The 2194-nt window shown below is 29.2% G+C and carries 4 protein-coding genes and 1 pseudogene; all 5 read left to right on the top strand.

The features are described from left to right. Positions 1-527, top strand: a pseudogene (locus tag HMPREF9131_RS03385) (primosomal protein N'); the annotation flags it as partial. Positions 528-538: 11 nt separating this feature from the next. Next, positions 539-1039, top strand: a complete 501-nt coding sequence (gene def / locus HMPREF9131_RS03380) for a peptide deformylase (protein WP_009345350.1) — start codon at positions 539-541, stop codon at positions 1037-1039. Continuing rightward, positions 1036-1647 carry a methionyl-tRNA formyltransferase gene (gene fmt / locus HMPREF9131_RS03375; RefSeq protein ID WP_009345352.1) on the top strand — a complete coding sequence of 204 codons (612 nt, stop codon included), beginning with the start codon at positions 1036-1038 and terminating at the stop codon, positions 1645-1647. Before def ends, fmt begins: the two co-directional genes overlap by 4 nt. Next, entirely contained in the window at positions 1628-1957 is a 330-nt protein-coding gene (locus HMPREF9131_RS08635) for a methionyl-tRNA formyltransferase family protein (protein ID WP_009345353.1), read from the top strand. Before fmt ends, HMPREF9131_RS08635 begins: the two co-directional genes overlap by 20 nt. A 2-nt stretch (positions 1958-1959) precedes the next feature. After that, positions 1960-2194 (top strand): zinc metallopeptidase (locus HMPREF9131_RS03370; protein WP_009345354.1); only part of this gene is annotated, 235 nt, incomplete at its 3' end.

Genomic DNA, 2194 nt, shown 5'->3' with positions numbered 1-2194 from the left:
TTACCTTAGTTGGAGTAATAGCTTCTGACATATCTTTATATATATCTTCTTATAAATCAAGCGAGGATACATTCCAACTTATTACACAAGTTTCTGGCAGGGCTGGAAGATCTTATAAAAAAGGAGATGTAATTATTCAGTCATATAATCCCAAACATTATGCAATAATGTATGCAGCAGACAATTCATATGAAGGTTTTTATAAGGAAGAGTTAGAGGAGAGAAGGACTTTTCTTTATCCTCCTTTTTCTAAAATAATTAACCTTGAATTTTCATCAACCTATGAAAAATTAGCTATAAAATGGGCAAATGCATATTTATATAATATTGGAAAAATTATTGGAAATTTAGATGTTCAAGCAACAAAAATTATTAAACTTCCAAAAATAAAAAATGTGTATAGAATTCATTTTTCTTTGAAAGTTTGTCCACAAGATGAGCAAATGTTATTAAAAGTATTAAGAAGGGTAATAAATATCAGTAAGATTAATGATAAAAAGGATATAGATTTAAATATTAAATTTTAAGGTGATATAAATTGGCAATTAGAAATATTAGAACAGATGAAGATACAATATTAAGAAAAAAATCTAAAACAGTTGAAAATTTCAATGATAGATTAAAGGTTTTAGTTGATGATATGTTTGAAACAATGGATTCTGCTGATGGAGTTGGTCTTGCAGCTCCTCAAGTAGGTATGTTAAAAAGGCTTATAGTGGTTGATGATAGAGATGAAGAAAATCAACATAGGTTTTATTTAATCAATCCGGTCATTACAAGAAAAGAAGGTAGTGAAGTTTGTCGAGAAGGTTGTCTTTCAATCCCAGGAAAACAAGGGGATGTTAAAAGAGCTACAGATATTGACGTAACTTACAATACTCTTGATGGTAAAGAAGAGAAAATAAATTGCGAAGATTTTTTAGCAAGAATTATACAACATGAAATTGATCACTTAGATGGAATACTATACACAGACAGGGCAGAAAAAATGTATAGAATAGTTCAAAAAGACGATAATTTAGAAGAGTTAGAAATATGAAAATAGTTTTTATGGGAACACCTGATTTTGCAATTCCTACACTAGAAAAATTAAATGAAATTTCTGATGTAAGTCTTGTAGTGAGTCAGGTTGATAAAAAAAAGGGTAGGGGAAAAAAACTTTTACCTCCTCCTGTAAAGGAAGAAGCCATTAAACTTGGAATAGAAGTTTTTCAACCTGAAAATATTAATTCACCAACATCTATAGAAAAATTAAAAAATGTCCAGGCAGATATATTTGTTGTTGTTGCCTATGGTCAAATTTTAAGCAAAGAAGTTCTTCAAATACCAAAACTTTATTGTATTAATGTTCACGCTTCACTTTTACCTTATTTGAGAGGTGCTGCCCCCATTAATAGAGCTATTATTGATGGCTTTGAAGAAAGTGGTATTTCAATTATGAAAATGGAAGAGGGTCTTGATAGCGGTGATGTAGCCTTGCAAAAAAGTCTAGCAATAAAGGATAAAAATGCCTATGAACTTGAAAATGATTTGGCTAAAATGGGAGCTGAGTTGATTGAAGACTTCTTAATTAATTTAGATAAGGGAAAAATTCAGTTCAAGGAACAAGACCATTCTAAAATGACATATGCAAAAAAAAATCACTAAATCAACTTTTAATATAGATTTTTCTAAGACTAGTGAGGAAATTTTAAATTTAATTAGAGGGCTTGATCCTTATTATGGAGCTAGAGCTAAATATAAAGACGAAATTATTAAAATATTTAAAGCTTATAATTATGACTACATTGGAATAGAAGAGCCTGGAACAATTTTAGATAATAATAAAAAATTGATAATTAAAACAGGTGATGGAGCAATTTCTGTTGAAGAGTTACAAATTCCTGGCAAAAAAAGGATGGATATAAAATCATTTCTTTTAGGTCACAATTTTGATAAAAACGAAAGGTTAGGATAATTATGTACTATTATGGTTTTGAATATTTTATTTATCTAGTTCCCGGTATTTTACTTGCACTTTATGCACAAGCTAAAATTTCATCTGCCTATGAGAAGTTTGGTAGTATTAATTCAAAAATTAATATTAGTGGGGCTCAAGCTGCAAGAAAAATACTTGATGCTAGTGGTCTTTATGATGTTGAAATTAAAATGATTGGCGGTAGATTAACAGATAATTATAATCCTAGTAACAAAG

The organism is Peptoniphilus sp. oral taxon 836 str. F0141, from assembly GCF_000179335.1.
Lineage (GTDB): Bacteria > Bacillota > Clostridia > Tissierellales > Peptoniphilaceae > Peptoniphilus_A > Peptoniphilus_A lacrimalis.
This window is presented reverse-complemented; position numbering and strand designations above follow the sequence as displayed.